Here is a 14,678-nt window from a genome sequence, read left to right on the forward strand (position 1 = left end):
AGCACCACCCCGCCCTAGAACACAGGCGTACCGTCCCGCGTCAACTGCCAGTCCACCGAAGCGAACTCCTTCGGGTCCAGCACGCCCTTCGCCGTCACCCACTCCGCGATCCGCGTCCTGATCTCCGTCGACTCCGACCACACCTCGGGCGCCGACGCCACATGCGGGAACGCACCACCGCCATTCGCACGGTAGTTGTTCACCGCGAACACGAACTGCTGCGCGTCCTCCAGCGCCGCACCCCCGTACGTCAGGTTCTTGATCCGCGAACCCTCCGCCTGAGCGATGTCGATCTCGTACCGAAGCCCCGACACATAGTCGTAGTTGTAGTCCGGACGGCTGTTCGCGTTCGTCAGCTGCTCCGTGTCGACCACCGCACCCGCGGCCGTCCGCACGAAATAGTTCGCCGAATACTCCAGATACGCCCGCACCTGCGCACCCGACAACACCTTCGCGACCAGCGTGTTGTCGTACACATACAGACTCGACAGATCCCGGATCGTCACCTCACCCGCCGGAATCTCCGACGTCCGGGAGAACGGCGAAGCCTGCGCGATCACCGGCAACGACGCGTACTCCGTCCCCACCAGCGCCGCCCGCACCACATCCTCCTGCACCCTGGTGATCAGATCGATGATCGGCGCGTCCTTGTACCGAGCCTCCACCGTCGTCAACGTGTCGGTCGCCGTACCGACCACCTGATTGACGTACGCCACCACCACATCGTGCTCGTCCTTCAGCAGCCGAGTGATCCTCGGATCGTCCGCCACCGCGTTCGTGTTGCGCACCGACGCCGCCACCGACTCGACCGTCCAGCGGCCCTTCTCGAAGACCAGCCCGAAGTCGAACACCGACATCCGCTCCGCGTACGCCAGCGGCTCCGACAGCACGACCGTCCTCCCCGACGCCGTGTTCGTGACCTTCAACTCCGGGATCTCCAGATGCGCGTGACCCACCAGGATCGCGTCGATCCCCGGCACCTGCTGAGCCACCAACGCCGCTGAGTTCTCCACATACGGCAACTGATCACCGTACGAAGACGTCCCCGACGCACCCGAGTGCGCCGACACGACCACCACGTCCGCACCCATCGACCGCAGCTTCGGCACCCACTTCGCCGCCTGCTCCTCAAGACCCGGGAACGTCAACTTCCCCTGCACGTACGCCTTGTCCCAGATCGCGATACCCGGGTTCGTCAGACCCAGCACCGCCACCCTCACCGGCGGAGCGCCATGGACGTGGAACTCCTTCATGAAATACGGAGGGAACGCCGGCTTCAGCGTCTTCGCGTCCAGCGCGTTGGCACCGAGAAGCGGGAAGTGACACTGCGACTCGAACTTCCGCAGCGTCTCGATCCCGTAGTTGAACTCGTGATTCCCCAGCGCCACCGCGTCATAGCCGATCGCGTTCATCGCCTGCGCCATCGGATGCACCGGACCACCCTTGGCGGTGATCGGATCCACCTTCGCGTAGTAGTACGTCAACGGAGTGCCCTGGATCGTGTCACCCGCGTCGATGAGCAGCGTGTTGCAACGGCCCTTCTCCGCGCGGATGTTGTTCACCAGCGTCGAGATCCGCGCCAGCCCCTGCGCGTTACCCGCCTTGTCCGCGTACTCCGCGTCCTTGAAGTAGTCCCAGTTGAAGACGTGACCGTGCAGATCGGTCGTCCCCATCACCGTCAGCTCGTACCGCTTCACCGGCTTCGGACCCCCCTTTCTCGCCTCCGCGGCCTGCGCCGCCGGAGCCGCGCCCGCACCCGCGAGCGCCACCCCCGCACCTGTCACGGCGGACTTCCTCAGAAACTTCCGGCGGTTCAACGGCATGTCTCGATCTCCTCGGGAAAAGGTCAACGACGCGCGTAGATTCTGGCCCAACACCCGCCCCCGCAACAGACCCTGGAGGTTTCCATCCGATGACCTGACGGCACCGTCCACCACCCGCCCAGTGACAGAGTGGGACGTATGACCCCCGACACCGCCCCCACCACCGAGCACACCCCACCCGCCGTCCCCTACGGCACCCCCGACACACCCCGCATCGCCGTCCGAGGCGAAGCCCACCTCGAAGTCGACCCCGAGATCGCCCGCATCGGCATCACCGTCACCGCCCGCGGCAAAGACCGCCGCGAAGCCCTCGCCGACCTCACCCGCCGCAACACCCTCGCCCTCGACCTCGTCAAAACCTACGGCGACGCCGTCGAACACCTCGAAACCGGCGCCTTCACCATCAGCCCCGAACTCGGCCGCCACGGACGCGGAGAACGCGTCCGTACCCACCACGGCCACGTCCACATCACCGCCGAACTCAACGACTTCACCGCACTCGGCGAACTCACCACCGCCCTCGCCGACCTCGACCTCACCCGCGTCGACGGCCCCTGGTGGACCCTGCGCCCCACCTCACCCGCCCACCGCACCGCACGCCAGCAAGCCGTCCGCGAAGCCGTCCAACGCGCCCGCGAATACGCCGAAGCCCTCGACACCACCCTCACCGCCCTCGTCGAACTCGCCGACATCGGCGCCGAAGACACCCACCGCAACGCCTTCACCGCCCAGAACACCCGCAGCCGGAGCTCGGCCGCCCCCGGCGCCGGACCGTTCGACGACGAACCGGCCCCCCTCGACCTCGAACCCCAGCGCCAGCACGTCCACGCCCAGGTCAACGCCCGCTTCACCATGGCACCGCCACGGCTCTAGCCGCACAGGAGAACATCACGGAAAGTCACCCGTCGACTCTGCCGCGCACCCATCGCACAGCCGGACGGATACTGGACGGACGCGGCAGACAAACGCACCGGACGCGCCGGGAACCATTCTGCTCATCGGAGCACCCCGGCGCACAATTCAACAGTTGTCAATAACCCTTCACGCAAAGGTTGTTGAGTAGTCATGCGCGACGAATTCCCTACCGACCGGTAAGGCCTAGGCTCGAATCATGCGCCGAGCAAAAATCGTCTGCACCCTGGGCCCCGCCACCGACACGTACGACCAGATCAAAGCCCTGGTCGAAGCCGGAATGGACGTAGCCCGCTTCAACCTCAGCCACGGCACCCACGCCGACCACGAGGAGCGCTACCGACACGTGCGAAAGGCCTCCGACGAGACCGGCCGCAGCGTCGGAATCCTCGGCGACCTTCAAGGCCCGAAGATCCGGCTCGGCAGCTTCACCGAAGGCCCCGTACTCCTTGAACGCGGAGACACCTTCACCATCACCGTCGAACAAGGCGCCGAAGGAGACCGCGAACACTGCGGAACCACCTACGACGGACTGGCAGCGGACGTCACTCCCGGTGAACGCATCCTCGTTGACGACGGCAAGGTCTGCCTCGAAGTCACCGCCGTCGACGGCCCCCGCGTCCGGACCACCGTCATCGAAGGCGGCATGGTCTCCGACCACAAAGGCCTCAACCTCCCCGGCGTCGCCGTCTCCGTCCCCGCCCTCTCCGACAAGGACGAGGACGACCTCCGCTGGGCACTGCGCACCGGCTTCGACGTCATCGCCCTCTCCTTCGTCAGAAGCGGCAAGGACATCGACGACGTCCACCGCATCATGGACGAAGAAGGCCGCCGCCTCCCCGTCATCGCCAAGGTCGAAAAACCCCAGGCCGTCGACAACATCGACGACATCGTCGCCGCCTTCGACGGCATCATGGTCGCCCGCGGAGACCTCGGCGTAGAAATGCCCCTCGAACAGGTCCCGATCGTCCAGAAGCGCGCGGTCAAACTCGCCAAGCGCAACGCCAAGCCGGTCATCGTCGCCACCCAGATGCTCGACTCCATGATCGAGAACTCCCGCCCCACCCGCGCCGAAGCCTCCGACGTCGCCAACGCCGTCATCGACGGCACCGACGCCGTCATGCTCTCCGGCGAGACCAGCGTCGGCAAATACCCCGTCGAAACCGTCAAGACCATGTCGCGCATCGTCGAAGCGGCTGAAGAGGACATCCTCGCCAAGGGTCTCCCGCCCCTCACCGAACGCAACAAACCCCGCACCCAAGGCGGCGCCGTCGCCCGCGCCGCAGCCGAAATGGGCGACTTCCTCGGCGCTAAGTTCCTCGTCGCCTTCACCGAGTCCGGCGACACCGTCCGCCGGCTCTCCCGCTACCGCTCCCCGATCCCCCTCCTCGCCTTCACCCCCACCCCGGCCACCCGCTCCCAACTCAACCTCACCTGGGGCGTCGAGACCTTCCTCGGCCCCCACGTCGACTCCACCGACGCCATGGTCGACCAGGTCGACGAACTCCTCCTCAAGTACGGCCGCTGCAACAAGGGCGACGTCGTGGTGATCACGGCAGGCTCCCCGCCCGGAGTCTCCGGCTCCACGAACCTGGTCCGCGTCCACCACGTGGGCGAGGACGACAGCCCCAAGTAGCCGGTGCGGAGGGGCCTTCTCCTTTGCCCGTCAGTACTTGGGGCCCACGTGGGTGTCCATGAGGGCTACTGAGGCCTTCTTGGCGACGGAGATGTTGCGGGAGTTCGGCTGCTTCCAGTCGACGCCGACCAGGTCGAGGGCGTCCGTGAAGAGGCGCATGATGTCGGACGACTTGTTGGTGAAGAAGTACCGGGGGTACTCGTAGCGCTTCGTTTCTCCGGCGACCAGGCGCGTCGTCCAGTTGGTGATACGGCAGCCGTCCGAGTGGATGAGCCCCCGGATGAACTCCCAGGGGTGGGCATCGACGATTCGCCGTTGCCAGGGTGCGAGGGCGATCTCGCGGTCGTGTTTCTTGCCGGGACCGTGCTGGGGAAACAGGCAGGGCCAGTGCTTGCTCCAACTGGTGACGTATTGGCAACCCTGGCTCTGGACGCGGCAGACCTTGTTGTCGGGGCGCAGCGACTGCATCGCCACCGCGCAGGCGTCGATCAGGCCGGGCCAAGCGTCGGCGCAGGCGATGCGAAGGGAGTGGACGCCTCTCCGAAAGGAGCTGATGCAGCCGTCGCCGAGATAGAGGCCCAGCAAGTAGGCGTACGCGGCAGGATCGTCAGGCTCTTCAGGGGTGGCGCGACATCTTGGGCAGGGCTGGGAGCGGTTGCCGTCCAGGGGCTCGACGCGTATCTGCCATGAGCGGATCGCGGCTCGGGAGATCCCGGTTTCCTTGCTCACCGAGTTCAGGCTGCGCCCCTGGTCCACCATGGCAAGAGTCCGCTTGCGTGTGCCCATGTCGTACATGTGGTCACTTTGTGAGTGCTGAAGTCGCGACACGCAGCAAAAAGCGGATGTTCACCTGAATGGGAACATCCGCTTTTATCTGGCAACCTTGACATCCAAGGAAAAGTACCCCGAGTCGGATTCGAACCGACGCTGTATGGGTTTTGAATCCATTGCCTCTACCGCTGGGCTACCGGGGCTTCCTCTGAAACAGAGGGTAGCGATCACCCGCCGTGCCCTCACCTTACCGCAGCTAGGTAGGCTCTTGTCAGCAGTCCCCGCCCTGAACGAGGAGCCCCCGTGACCGCCCCCGAGTCGCCCCAGCCCGTAGACGCGCCCGACGACGACAAGTCGCACGTGCCTCCGCTGACGACCCGTGTCGTCATCGCCGAGGACGAGGCGCTGATCCGTCTCGACCTCAAAGAGATGCTGGAGGAGGAGGGCTACACCGTCGTAGGTGAGGCGGGTGACGGTGAGCAGGCCATCGAGCTGGCCCGGGAGCACAAGCCGGACCTCGTGATCCTCGACGTGAAGATGCCGAAGATGGACGGCATCTCCGCGGCGGAGAAGATCGCCGAGGAGTCCATCGCCCCGGTCCTGATGCTCACCGCGTTCTCGCAGCGCGACCTGGTCGAGCGGGCCCGTGACGCGGGCGCGATGGCGTACCTGGTGAAGCCGTTCAGCAAGAGCGACGTGGTGCCGGCGATCGAGATGGCGGTGTCCCGGTTCGCGGAGCTGAAGGCGCTGGAGCAGGAGATCGCGGATCTCACGCTGCGTCTGGAGACGCGGAAGCTGGTGGACCGCGCGAAGTCGGTTCTGCAGACGGAGTACGGCCTGACGGAGCCGGCGGCGTTCCGCTGGATCCAGAAGACGTCGATGGACCGTCGGATGTCGATGCAGCAGGTGGCCGAGGCGGTCATCGAGGACGCCGAGGAGAAGAAGGCGTCGAAGGGCTAGAGCCTGTCGCGAAAGTGCTGGTCACGGGCCGCTCGGTGATGGCCGTGACCAGCACTGTTGTTCCGTGGCGGATCGCCGGCTTCGTGCAGACACGCCTGCCGGGCGCTCGTCTGCTTTGACGTGCGCCTCTTCGGCCGCGCCCTGCTCGACACGTTTACGGAAGGCCGCGGAAGGTCCCGAGGGTCCGAGGAGGGCCGACCTGCCACAGCGGCTGTGGCGACTCGCGCAGATGCTGCTCCGCTAAGTTGGAGCTGAGATGGGACGACCTTCTTCCGCGTCCGCGAAGGTTTCCGGTGACGAGCGGCCCTGGCGCCCGTCGGCGGGTGCGTACTTCGGGCGCGCGGCGCGGCCCAAGCGTCAGGAGTCAGACATGAAGCCGAATCGCTCCATTCCGGCGTCGACGGTCATCCCCGTCCTGATCTATCCCGATGTGCGCGAGGCGGTCGCCTGGCTCGGCGCGGCCTTCGGGTTTTCCGAGCGGGTGCGGATCGGCGAGGACCATCGCGCACAGCTCGGTTTCGGCGATGGTGCCGTGATCATCGGAGACGTACGAAAAGATCGCCGCCCGCCACGCCCCGGCGAGGTCACGCACTCGACGACGGTGCGGGTGGAAGACGTTGGCGCCCACTACGAGCGCTCCCGGGAGCATGGCGCACGCATCATCATGGAACCGACCGATTTCGAGTACGGCGAACGGCAGTACAGCGCCGAGGACCTTGCGGGCCACCAGTGGACGTTCTCGCAGACGCTCGCGGATGTCGCTCCGGAGGAATGGGGCGGAACGTCCGTCACGACGGATTGACGCGTTCCCGGCGTTCCCGGCGTCGCCGCGTCGCCGCGTGGCAGTGCGGATGGCGAGTCAGCGGGGGCGCGGCCACTCATCGATAGCCGCGACCACCGCGATCTCAACGCCCCGGCGGACGGAAGAGGCCCGCACCCCTGACGGAGGTGCGGGCCTCTTCGCGCGGCCGGAGGGGCCGCGGGGGCGTGTCAGTCCTCGCCGAGGTAGGCCTTGCGGACGGACTCGTCGTGGAGCAGTTCCTGGCCGGTGCCGGAGAGGACGATGTTGCCGACCTCCATGACGTGGGCCTGGTCGGCGAGGGAGAGCGCCGCCTGGGCGTTCTGCTCGACGAGGAGGATCGTCGTGCCGGCCGCCTTGAGTTCGGCGATGGTCGCGAGGATCTTCTGCATCATGATCGGCGAGAGGCCCATGGAGGGTTCGTCGAGCATGAGCAGCTTGGGCTGGGACATCAGGGCGCGTCCCATGGCGAGCATCTGCTGCTCGCCGCCCGAGAGGGTTCCGGCGGCCTGCTTGCGGCGCTCTCCCAGGATGGGGAAGAGGTCGTAGGCGCGCTGGATGTCCTTCTCGATGCCCGCCTTGTCGCTGCGGAGGAACGCTCCGAGCTGGAGGTTCTCCGTGATGCTGAGGCGGGGGAAGATGTGCCGGCCTTCGGGGGAGTGCGCGAGTCCGAGGGCGACGATCTTGTGGGCGGGGACGTTGGCGAGGGGCTGGCCGTCGAAGAGGATGCGGCCTCCGCTGGGCTTGAGGAGCCCGGAGAGGGTGCGCAGGGTCGTCGTCTTGCCGGCGCCGTTGGTGCCGATGAGGGTGACGATCTGGCCGGCTTCGACGGTGAAGGAGATGCCCTTGACGGCTTCGATCTTGCCGTAGGCGACCTTGAGGTCTTCGACCTCGAGCAGTGCGGTCACTGGGCGGTTCCTTCCTTGCTGGTGCTGCTCTGCGCGTCGGAGTCGTCGGACGCGGCGGGGGCGTCGGACGTTCCCTCTGCCTCGGGGGCTTCCGCGTCCTGTGCGGCTTCCTCCGGCTCGGCGGACGCTTCGGCCTCCGCGGTCTCTGCGGCTTCGGCTTCCTCGGTCGCGGTGGCTTGTGCCGCGTCCTCGGTGTCGGTCGCTGCCGGGGCCTCGGCGGCTTCGGCGGCTGTCGCCGTTCCGGCCGCTTCCGCGGCTTCGACCTCGGCGAGTTCCTCCTCGCCGGGGGCGCCCTCGAAGGGGGTGCCGAGGTAGGCGGCGATGACGCGCTCGTCGCCCTGGACGACCTCGGACGTGCCTTCGACGAGCTTCTCGCCCTGGACGAGGCAGGCCACGCGGTCGGACAGGTTGAAGATGAAGCGCATGTCGTGCTCGATGACGAGGACGGCGATGCCGCGGTCGCGGATGGCGAAGACGAGGTCTTCGGTCGCGCGGGTCTCCTGGGGGTTCATGCCGGCCGTGGGCTCGTCCAGGAGGAGCAGGCCCGGCTCGCTCGCCATGGCGCGGGCGATCTCCAGCTTGCGCTGCTCGCCGTAGGGGAGGTTGCGGGAGAGGTGGTCGGCCTTGTGGGCGAGGCCGATGAACTCCAGCAGTTCCATGGCGCGTTCGCGGGAGGTGGCTTCTGCCTTGCGGAAGCCGGGGCCGCGGAGGAGGGCGGACCAGAGGCCTTCCTTGGTGCGGGTGTGGCGTCCGACGAGCACGTTCTCCAGAACGGTCATGTTGGCGAAGAGCCGGATGTTCTGGAAGGTGCGGGCGATGCCGGCGCTGGTGACCAGGTGCGGCTTGGGGGGCAGCACCGTTCCCTTGTAGGCGACTTTGCCCTCGGTGGGGACGTAGAGGCCGGTGAGGCAGTTGAAGAAGGTGGTCTTGCCCGCGCCGTTGGGGCCGATGAGGCCGACGATCTCTCCGGCGTTGACGGTGAGGTCGACGTTGCGTACGGCGGTGAGGCCGCCGAAGCGCATGGTGACGCCGGTGGCTTCGAGGACGGGGCTGGGGGCTGTGGTGGTGGTCATGGTGGTTACGCCCCTGCCTTGGTGACGCCGACGGTGGAGTCGGGAAGGCCTTGTTCGGGGATGTGGACGATTTCGTCGCTCTCGTGGAATTCGAGCTGGCGGCGACGGTTGGCGATGATGCCTTCGGGGCGGAAGCGCATGAGGACGACGAGCGCGATGCCGAAGGCGAGGAGCTGGTACTCCTTGAGGAAGCTGAGCTTCTCGGGGAGGAGGTAGAGCAGGGTGGCGCCGAGGATGGGTCCGTTGACCGTGCCCATGCCGCCGAGGACGACCGCCGCGAGGAGGAAGGCGGAGTTCGGGGGGACGGAGCCGGCGAACTGGTACGGGGCCGGGTTGACGCTGTAGCCGACGTGGGCGCTGACCGTGCCGGCGAGGCCGGCGAGGGAGGCGCCGAGGGCGAAGGCGATGAGCTTGACGCGGAAGCCGTTGATGCCCATGGCGGTGGCGGCGGTCTCGTCCTCGCGGATCGCGATCCAGGAGCGGCCGATCCGGGAGTCGGCGGCGCGGTTGAACACGACGACGACGAGTCCGGTGATGAGCAGCATCAGCAGGAAGTAGTTCGAGAAACGCCCGAGGGCGAAGCCGAGGATGTTGTGCTCGGCACCGAAGTTGAACCCGAGGATGTTGAGGTCCGGGATCATGGAGATGCCGTTGGGGCCGTTGGTGAGGTTGGGGCCGGAGGTGCCGTCGAGGTTGTTGACGGCGATGCGGAAGATCTCTCCGAAGCCCAGGGTCACGATGGCGAGGTAGTCGCCGCGCAGTCGCAGGGTGGGGGCGCCGATGAGGACGCCGAAGACGAGCGATGCGGCCATGCCGGTGAGCATGGCGGCCCAGAAGGGGAACTGGACGCCGGAGAAGCGGGAGAACTCGGAGCCGGACACGAGGGCCGCGGCGTAGGCGCCGACGCCGAGGAAGGCGACGTATCCGAGGTCGAGGAGTCCGGTGAGGCCGACGACGATGTTGAGGCCGAGGGCGACGGTTCCGACGACGAGGATGTTCACGCCGAGGTTGGAGTTGTGCTCGTTGTTCGCCACGAAGGGGAAGATCGCCGCGGCCAGGAAGGCCATGGTGGTGGCGAATCCCTTGTGGCGGGCGTTCAGTTGGGCGAAGCGGTCGAAGAGTCCGGCGGCGAGCAGGGCCCAGGTGCCGAAGACGACGAGGAGCAGGTAGCCCAGGAACGTTTCGCTCGCGTCGGGGTCGACGCCGATGCCGTAGGTGAAGACGATGAGCGCGACGGCGGTGGCGGCGGTGATGACGAGGCGCTCGCCCCAGCCGGGCAGTTTGGCGGCCGGCGGGATGAGGTCGGGCTTGGTGACGTAGTCCTTGAAGGTGTCACCGGGCTTGGGGAGTGCCAGGGTGCCGAGGACGGCGATCAGGGAGCCGACGGCGGCGACGTAGGCGCCGGGGTCGAGTGCGACGAGGCCCTTGAGGTCGACGGCGATGGCGATGGCGCTGAACCAGCTGACGGCGAACGCGGAGGCGGCGGCGAGGACGACGGGCTGGGTGGCGCCCGCCGGGTTGAGCCAGCCGAGGCCGCGGACGTTCCAGAGGGTCAGGGCGAACAGGAGTGTGAGGACGCCGGCGACGATGTCGAGGACCTGGAGTCCGGCCGGGGAGCCGTAGTAGGTGAGGTCCCCGGGGAAGTCGGACGTGTAGGTCCAGGACATGAAGGCGCTGGCGATGGTGGCGACGGCGCCGATGGCGATGAGGGCGCGGGCGGCGCTCTCGGGGAGGGCGATCAGGCCGCGCTCGGGGGTGCTGGTCTCGGTGGTTGCCATGGTGCTCACGCCCTGTCCGCGACGCGTTCGCCGACTAGGCCTTGTGGCCTGAACAGCAGTACGAGGATGAGGAGTACGAAGGCCCAGACGGAGGACCAGCCGCCGCCGCCGAGCTGCTGCATGCCCGGGATGCCGTCGATGTAGCTGGTGGCCATGGTCTCGGCGAGGCCGAGGACGAGGCCGCCGACCATGGCGCCGTAGATGTTGCCGATGCCGCCGAGGACGGCGGCGGTGAAGGCCTTGAGGCCCATCTGGAAGCCCATGTCGTACTTCACCGTGCCGTAGCGCAGTCCGTAGGCGACGGCGGCGACGGCGGCGAAGAAGCCGCCGATGGCGAAGGCGATGACGATGATGCGGTTGGTGTCGATGCCCATGAGCTGCGCGGTGTCAGGGTCCTGCGCGGTGGCCTGCATGGCGCGGCCGGTGCGGGAGAGGCTGACGAACAGCGCGAGGGCGGCCATGCACAGGGGGGCGGCGACGATGACGAAGACGGAGCCGCTCTGGATGCTGACGGAGCCGATGTGCCAGGGACCGAACGGGAGTTGGGGGAACGTCAGGTCGGTCTTGGCGTTCGGGTAGGTGTTGAACACGATCTGCTGGAGGGCCAGGGACAGACCGATGGCGGTGATGAGCGGGGCGAGGCGTGGCGCTCCGCGCAGTGGTCTGTAGGCGAAGCGTTCGGCCCCGACGGCGATGAGGACGGAGACGATTCCGCCGCCTATCAGCATCGCTGGGAGGGCTATCCACATGGATGTGCCGTTTGGCAGAACGTAGAGGTAGACCGAGAGTGCGCCGAAGCCGCCGGTCATGAAGATCTCGCCGTGGGCGAAGTTGATGAGCTGGACGATGCCGTACACCATCGTGTAGCCGATGGCGATCAGCCCGTACATCGAGCCGAGGAACAGCCCGTTGGCCAGCTGCTGCGGCAGGGTGTTCACCGCATGGCCTCCATGTGGTGGGGAGAGTTGAGCAGGGCGTATGAGGCGGGCCGCGCGGTGACGTGTGGTCGTGGCCGCGCGGCCCTGTGGTTGTGCAGAGGGCCTGTCCGGTGGATCGGACCGGGCTCACGGTGCCGGTTGGGGCGCCGTGGCCTGGTGTCGGACCGATCCGCCGGAGTGGCCCGGGTGGTGCGGATCAGCCGTTGAACGTACCGCTCTTGACGGCCTTCCACTTACCGTCGACGACCTGGTAGACGGTGAGCTGCTTGTTGGTGGTGTCACCGAACTCGTCGAAGGAGACGGGGCCGGCGATGCCGTCGAACTTGGTCTTCTGGACCTCGGACACGATCTTGGCGCGGGCGCCGTCCGGGATCTTGCCGTCCTTCACGACCGCGCCGATGGCCTTGATGATGGCCGTGGCGGCGTCGTAGGAGTAGCCACCGTACGTGCCGTAGTCGCCCTTGAGGCCGGAGGCCTTGTACTTCTTGATGAAGTCGGCGGCGGAGGGCAGCGAGTCGACGGGCTGGCCGACCGAGGTGACGAGGTCGCCCTCGGAGGTCTTGCCGGCGGTCTCGATGTAGGTCGGGGTGAACATGCCGTCACCACCGAACAGCGGGATCTTGGCTCCGCCGTCCTTGAGCTGCTTCGTGAGCTTCTCGGACTCGTCGTACTGGCCGCCGTAGTAGACCAGGTCGGCCTTGGCGTTCTTGATCTTGGTGACGAGGGCCGAGAAGTCCGTGTCGCCGGTGTTGACGTGGTCCTCGCCCGCGACCTTGCCGCCGGCCTTGGTGAAGCCGGCCTTGAAGAGCTTGGCCAGGCCGGCGCCGTAGGTCTGCTTGTCGTCGACCACGAACACCTTGCGCTTCTTCAGGGTGTTGTAGGCGTAGTCGGCCGCGAAGCCGCCCTGGAGGGCGTCCGTGGTGGCGGTGCGGAAGTACGTCTTGAACGGGCGGGACTTGGCGGTCTGCCAGTTCTTGCCCTGGGTGAGCTCGGGGGCCGTGTTGGACGGCGAGATCTCGACCAGGTTGGCGGTGTCGAAGACCTGCTGCATCTGGGTGGCGACACCGGAGTTCAGCGGGCCGACCACGCCGAGAACCTTGTCGTTCTGGACGAGCTGGGTGGCGTTCTGCTGACCGGAGGCCGGGATGGCCTTGTCGTCGAGCGCCTGGACCTTGAACGTCACGCCGGGCACGGTGTTGTTCTTGTTGGCGTCGTCGACGGCGATCTGGACGCCGCCCTGGATGCCGAGGCCGGTGGCGGAGTTCTGACCGGTCAGCGGCGCGTCCACGCCGATGATGATCTCGGTCTTCGAGCCGCTCTTGCTGTCGCCGCTGTTGTCGCGCGAGCCGCAGGCGGTCAGCGTGAGTGCTCCTGTCGTGAGCACGGCGGTGAGTATGACCATGGAACGCTGTCGCACGTTGAATCCTCTCCCTGGCGCGGCACCCCAGGGTGGGGGCCGTGTTTCTCGCCGGGCCGTACTGGGTGAAGCAGGGCCGTGCAGTGACGCGCCCGGCGGCGCGGTGACTGGCCGTGACTATAAGCGCAGGTAGGGGGAGTGGGGAGGAGCGTGGGGAAGGCTGTGACGCTCTTGTTATGCGGGGGGTGCCTCACGGACGCGGGGCGGACGATCGGAGCATTTCGGTGTGCCGGTCGAAGGCGGTTGTGTGTTCGCATGGTGAGAACGCGCTGATCCGGGTTCGTGGCGGAGAGCGGAAGCTGTACGTGGGGTGACGGGGCGGGGTGCCGCGGGGGGCGTGGTTCGGTGCGCCTCCTGGCATGGGGATTGATTCGTTACGGCAGAGGTAACCGACTGTTACCGCCGCGTGAGGCGGTCGCGGGTGTTCTGGCCGGGTGAAGTGGGTGTGGGAGGGGGCCGGTTGGGGAAGCAGAGGGCGCGCAGACCGGTCTCCAGGTCGTGGGGGTAGGTGCCGCCGAAGAGAAAGCTTTGCTGTTGCTGTGCTGTCTCGTTGCTGATGAGCAGGTCGAGATGGGGGAGGTCGATGGCGGGCGGCAGGGCGGCGCAGTCGTATACGGAGATGTGCACGGTGATGAGGCGGGGATTTCCGGCCTTCACTGTCAGTGGCAGCCGGGGTGTGGTGGTGGCGCTCAACTCGGGTAGTCCGGCGTCCACTTGGCGGACGGTGACGGGGGTGCCGCGGGCGACGTCGACCTCGAAGCGGAACGAGGTGGGTGTGATGCCGCGGCCCTCGTACCGGAGGGTGGTGACGCCGGCCGGCCACGGGTAGGGGTTCGGGGCGGCCCGGTCGGGCGGTGCGGGGCGCAGGGCGAAGAGGGCGCCGGTTGCGGTCGCGATGACGGCCAGGGCCTGGATGGTCCGCCGGTACGAGCGCGGGAGCGCGGCCCAACGGGCTTCGAGGCGCGGCGGTTTGGCCTTCAGTACGTCGGCGGGTGCGTCCTGGTGGGGGCCGTCGGCTTCCCCGGGGTGATACGGCTCGACGGGCCCGATGCCGGTCATGTCTCATGCTGGACCGACTGCGACGACGCTGCCAAGGGGGCGTGGGAGGAAGGGAGTTGAGCTCCCCGGCGGGTGTCCTGGGGACCGTTGTCCCGGGGCGGGCGGGCCGGGGGCGTGCGGTGACCGGAGGTTCCCGAGGCCGGGCCGCCCGGGGCGGGGCCGCCCGGGTGTCGGGCCGCCCGAGGCCGGGCCGTCCGGGTGTCGGGCCTTCCCAGGGCGGGTCACCTGGGGCCGGGCTTTCCCGGGTCGGGCTGCCAGGGGCCAGATCTTCCCGGAGCGAGCTCGTCCCGGGGTGGCCGCGAGCCTCCGGGCCACCCCCTGGGTCGCCCCGGGCGTCGGCCTTGCCGGGTCGGCCCCCGACGCCGGCCCGGCGGGGCCGGGTCTCGGGGGCGGCCTTGCGGGGTCGGGCCTCAGGGTCGGGTCTCGCGGGGCGGCGGGTCGTCGCGGGGTGGACCCTTCCGGGATGAGGCCTCCAGTGCCCGGCTGCCAGGGACGAGGCCTCCGAGGCGGACCGCCTGGGCGGCCGATGCTCCCGGGCGGGCCCTGGAGCCTCCCGTCGGCCGAGGGGAGGCTCCCTTCTCCCCGGATCTCCCCGGAGGGCCTG

The 14,678-nt window shown here is 67.9% G+C and carries 12 protein-coding genes and 1 tRNA gene; 4 read left to right on the forward strand and 9 right to left on the reverse strand.

The annotated features are described in order from the left end of the window. Positions 1–14 precede the first annotated feature (14 nt). Positions 15–1,823 carry a bifunctional metallophosphatase/5'-nucleotidase gene (locus OHT01_RS29290; protein WP_328556107.1) on the reverse strand — a complete coding sequence of 603 codons (1,809 nt, stop codon included), beginning with the start codon at positions 1,821–1,823 and terminating at the stop codon, positions 15–17. Positions 1,824–1,961: 138 nt separating this feature from the next. Here OHT01_RS29290 and OHT01_RS29295 point away from each other — a divergent pair, with 138 nt between their 5' ends. Continuing rightward, complete coding sequence (locus OHT01_RS29295; RefSeq protein ID WP_328556108.1) at positions 1,962–2,696, forward strand: SIMPL domain-containing protein; 735 nt, start codon at positions 1,962–1,964, stop codon at positions 2,694–2,696. 238 nt (positions 2,697–2,934) lie between these two features. Further along, positions 2,935–4,371: a pyruvate kinase gene (gene pyk, locus OHT01_RS29300; protein WP_328556109.1), complete on the forward strand. Its 1,437-nt coding sequence runs from the start codon at positions 2,935–2,937 to the stop codon at positions 4,369–4,371. Positions 4,372–4,401: 30 nt separating this feature from the next. Here the strand turns inward: pyk and OHT01_RS29305 are convergent, their stop codons facing one another. Beyond that, a complete protein-coding gene (locus OHT01_RS29305) occupies positions 4,402–5,166 on the reverse strand; it encodes a transcriptional regulator (protein WP_328556110.1) in 765 nt (254 codons plus the stop codon). A 106-nt stretch (positions 5,167–5,272) separates the two neighbouring features. Continuing rightward, positions 5,273–5,345: transfer RNA gene (locus tag OHT01_RS29310), tRNA-Leu, on the reverse strand. Positions 5,346–5,445: 100 nt separating this feature from the next. On the opposite strand from OHT01_RS29310, the gene OHT01_RS29315 reads away from it, so the two are divergent. Beyond that, entirely contained in the window at positions 5,446–6,102 is a 657-nt protein-coding gene (locus tag OHT01_RS29315; RefSeq protein WP_328556111.1) for an ANTAR domain-containing response regulator, read from the forward strand. A 370-nt stretch (positions 6,103–6,472) separates the two neighbouring features. Beyond that, positions 6,473–6,904 (forward strand): VOC family protein, encoded by a 432-nt coding sequence (locus OHT01_RS29320; RefSeq protein WP_328556112.1) that lies wholly within the window; start codon positions 6,473–6,475, stop codon positions 6,902–6,904. Positions 6,905–7,092: 188 nt separating this feature from the next. On the opposite strand, the gene OHT01_RS29325 is transcribed toward OHT01_RS29320, so the two are convergent. The 6 genes from OHT01_RS29325 to OHT01_RS29350 all read right to left on the reverse strand — a co-directional run bounded on the left by OHT01_RS29325 (position 7,093) and on the right by OHT01_RS29350 (position 14,074). Continuing rightward, positions 7,093–7,809: an ABC transporter ATP-binding protein gene (locus OHT01_RS29325; RefSeq protein WP_328556113.1), complete on the reverse strand. Its 717-nt coding sequence runs from the start codon at positions 7,807–7,809 to the stop codon at positions 7,093–7,095. Beyond that, positions 7,806–8,882, reverse strand: coding sequence for an ABC transporter ATP-binding protein (locus tag OHT01_RS29330; protein WP_328556114.1), 1,077 nt, complete (start codon positions 8,880–8,882; stop codon positions 7,806–7,808). Before OHT01_RS29330 ends, OHT01_RS29325 begins: the two co-directional genes overlap by 4 nt. A gap of 5 nt (positions 8,883–8,887) precedes the next feature. Then, positions 8,888–10,660: a branched-chain amino acid ABC transporter permease gene (locus OHT01_RS29335; protein ID WP_328558312.1), complete on the reverse strand. Its 1,773-nt coding sequence runs from the start codon at positions 10,658–10,660 to the stop codon at positions 8,888–8,890. Between the two features lie 5 nt (positions 10,661–10,665). After that, positions 10,666–11,598, reverse strand: coding sequence for a branched-chain amino acid ABC transporter permease (locus OHT01_RS29340; RefSeq protein ID WP_328556115.1), 933 nt, complete (start codon positions 11,596–11,598; stop codon positions 10,666–10,668). A gap of 196 nt (positions 11,599–11,794) precedes the next feature. After that, entirely contained in the window at positions 11,795–13,000 is a 1,206-nt protein-coding gene (locus tag OHT01_RS29345) for a branched-chain amino acid ABC transporter substrate-binding protein (RefSeq protein WP_328558313.1), read from the reverse strand. 411 nt (positions 13,001–13,411) lie between these two features. Beyond that, the gene (locus OHT01_RS29350) at positions 13,412–14,074 is read right to left on the reverse strand and encodes a hypothetical protein (RefSeq protein WP_328556116.1); all 663 of its coding nucleotides are present in this window, start codon (positions 14,072–14,074) and stop codon (positions 13,412–13,414) included. Between the last annotated feature and the right edge of the window lie 604 nt (positions 14,075–14,678).

The organism is Streptomyces sp. NBC_00358 (assembly GCF_036099295.1).
In the GTDB taxonomy this organism is placed as follows: Bacteria; Actinomycetota; Actinomycetes; order Streptomycetales; family Streptomycetaceae; genus Streptomyces.

What these genes read in the sequence shown, in the direction of transcription:
- OHT01_RS29335 (WP_328558312.1), bottom strand. Translation starts at nt 10,660, where the DNA reads ATGGCAACCACCGAGACCAGCACCCCCGAGCGCGGCCTGATCGCCCTC.
- OHT01_RS29305 (WP_328556110.1), bottom strand. Translation starts at nt 5,166, where the DNA reads ATGTACGACATGGGCACACGCAAGCGGACTCTTGCCATGGTGGACCAG.
- OHT01_RS29290 (WP_328556107.1), bottom strand. Translation starts at nt 1,823, where the DNA reads ATGCCGTTGAACCGCCGGAAGTTTCTGAGGAAGTCCGCCGTGACAGGT.
- OHT01_RS29345 (WP_328558313.1), bottom strand. Translation starts at nt 13,000, where the DNA reads ATGGTCATACTCACCGCCGTGCTCACGACAGGAGCACTCACGCTGACC.
- pyk (WP_328556109.1), top strand. Translation starts at nt 2,935, where the DNA reads ATGCGCCGAGCAAAAATCGTCTGCACCCTGGGCCCCGCCACCGACACG.
- OHT01_RS29330 (WP_328556114.1), bottom strand. Translation starts at nt 8,882, where the DNA reads ATGACCACCACCACAGCCCCCAGCCCCGTCCTCGAAGCCACCGGCGTC.
- OHT01_RS29320 (WP_328556112.1), top strand. Translation starts at nt 6,473, where the DNA reads ATGAAGCCGAATCGCTCCATTCCGGCGTCGACGGTCATCCCCGTCCTG.
- OHT01_RS29295 (WP_328556108.1), top strand. Translation starts at nt 1,962, where the DNA reads ATGACCCCCGACACCGCCCCCACCACCGAGCACACCCCACCCGCCGTC.
- OHT01_RS29350 (WP_328556116.1), bottom strand. Translation starts at nt 14,074, where the DNA reads ATGACCGGCATCGGGCCCGTCGAGCCGTATCACCCCGGGGAAGCCGAC.